Annotated in this window: 3 protein-coding genes; 2 read left to right on the plus strand and 1 reads right to left on the minus strand. The window is 69.2% G+C overall.

The annotated features are described in order from the left end of the window. The coding region (locus AC27IQ_RS23135) for a type 1 glutamine amidotransferase family protein (RefSeq protein WP_487090946.1) at window positions 1–297 on the minus strand (297 nt) is incomplete at its 3' end. Between the two features lie 350 nt (window positions 298–647). Here AC27IQ_RS23135 and AC27IQ_RS23140 point away from each other — a divergent pair. Beyond that, on the plus strand, window positions 648–1,754 hold the full coding sequence (locus tag AC27IQ_RS23140; RefSeq protein WP_092744641.1) for an S-(hydroxymethyl)glutathione dehydrogenase/class III alcohol dehydrogenase: 1,107 nt from the start codon (window positions 648–650) through the stop codon (window positions 1,752–1,754). 32 nt (window positions 1,755–1,786) lie between these two features. Further along, window positions 1,787–2,068: alpha/beta fold hydrolase (locus AC27IQ_RS23145; RefSeq protein ID WP_487090947.1), on the plus strand; the 282-nt coding region annotated here is incomplete at its 3' end.

The following is a 2,068-nucleotide window of genomic DNA, read 5'->3' on the forward strand; positions in this document are numbered from 1 at the left end:
CCAGGCCACCACGCCGGGGGAGGCCGCCAGCGCCGTCTCGATGTCGCGCGACCCCACCACCAGCGCGATGTGCGGATCGGGCCCCTGCCCCAGCTGGCGCGTGGCCCGCAGCGACATGGCCGTGTCGGAAGGCACGTCGCCCAGCCCTTCAGCCGCCACCGACACCGCATAGCCCGGCGGCTGGCCGCGCCGCGCCAGGTGCACGTTGGCATAGTCGAACACCGACATGGGGCCGATCGCCTCCAGGGCCTTGAAGCCGGGGTAGACGACGATATCGACGGTGTAGGGAGTGGACATGACGGGCAGAAACCAAGAAATCAAAAAACGGCGGGCGGCACGACCCGCTCCAGCGGCCAAGATGCCCGGCACGGCGGCCAAACACGGCCGGGGCCCGCGCGGCGCGCGGCGGAGCGGGCCAAACGCTTTTACGCTCGCGGCACCGGCATGCAGGACCGTCCGGGCGCCGCCCGGGCCGGATTGGCGCAGCGATTGTCGCCGGCCGATCCGGCCATGCAAGGCGGCCGGACCTGCCGCATCTGCTAGAAAGACTGCTGCAGCCGCCCGAGGCGCCGCGCCCGCCGGCATAAGACGCCGCCGTGCCCCCCTTTGCGAGCCACCGAACCACCCACTGACAGGAGCCCCATCTCATGAAAACCCAAGCCGCCGTCGCCTGGAAGGCCGGAGAACCCCTCACCATCGAAACCGTGGACCTGCAGGGCCCGAAATTCGGCGAGGTGCTGGTCGAAATCAAGGCCACCGGCATTTGCCATACCGACTACTACACCCTCTCGGGCGCCGATCCGGAAGGGATTTTTCCCGCCATCCTGGGCCACGAAGGCGCGGGCATCGTGGTCGACGTGGGACCGGGCGTGACCACGCTCAAGAAGGGCGACCACGTGATCCCGCTGTACACGCCCGAATGCCGCCAGTGCAAGTTCTGCCTGTCGCGCAAGACCAACCTGTGCCAGTTGATCCGCGGCACGCAGGGCAAGGGCCTGATGCCGGACGCCACCAGCCGCTTCAGCATCGACGGCCAGCCCATCTTCCACTACATGGGCACGAGCACGTTCAGCAACTACACCGTGGCCCCCGAGATCTCGCTGGCCAAGATCCGCGAGGACGCCCCGTTCGACAAGGTCTGCTACATCGGCTGCGGCGTGACCACCGGCATCGGCGCGGTGCTGTTCACTGCCAAGGTGGAGGCCGGCGCGAACGTGGTGGTGTTCGGCCTGGGCGGCATCGGCCTGAACGTGATCCAGGGCGCCAAGATGGTGGGCGCGGACAAGATCATCGGCGTGGACATCAACCCCGCCCGCCAGGAGATGGCGCGCCAGTTCGGCATGACGCACTTCATCAACCCCAACGAGGTCGAGAACGTGGTGGACGCCATCGTGCAGCTGACCGACGGCGGCGCGGATTATTCCTTCGAATGCATCGGCAACACCAAGGTGATGCGCCAGGCGCTGGAGTGCACGCACAAGGGCTGGGGCCGCAGCATCATCATCGGCGTGGCCGAGGCCGGCGCCGAGATCAGCACGCGCCCCTTCCAGCTCGTGACCGGCCGCAAGTGGGAAGGCTCGGCCTTCGGCGGCGCCCGGGGCCGCACCGACGTGCCCAAGATCGTGGACTGGTACATGGAGGGCAAGATCGACATCGACAGCCTGATCACCCACACCATGCCCCTGGCCGACATCAACCACGGGTTCGACCTGATGAAGCGCGGCGAGTCGATCCGCGGCGTGGTCATCTACTGACCGCCCCGCGGCAGCCCCCGATGGTGCCCGCCATGGACCGCATGGAACCCCTGCGCCGGATCGAGGCCGGCGTGCTCGACGTCGCGTATTTCGAGGCCGGCCCCGCCGGGGGGCCGCCCGTCGTGCTGCTGCACGGCTTTCCCTACGACATCCACGCCTATGCCGAGGTCGCGCCGCGGCTCGCCGCGCAAGGGTGCCGGGTGGTGGTGCCGTTCCTGCGGGGCTACGGCCCCACGCGGTTCCTGAGCGCGGCCACGCCGCGCTCGGGCGAGCAGGCGGCGCTGGGCGCGGACCTGCTGGCGCTGCTCGATGCG

The sequence above is a fragment of the Acidovorax sp. KPB24-07 genome (assembly GCF_057543315.1).

Bases quoted from the DNA above. Each gene is read 5' to 3' on its own strand.
- AC27IQ_RS23140 (WP_092744641.1), top strand. From the start codon at position 648: ATGAAAACCCAAGCCGCCGTCGCCTGGAAGGCCGGAGAACCCCTCACC.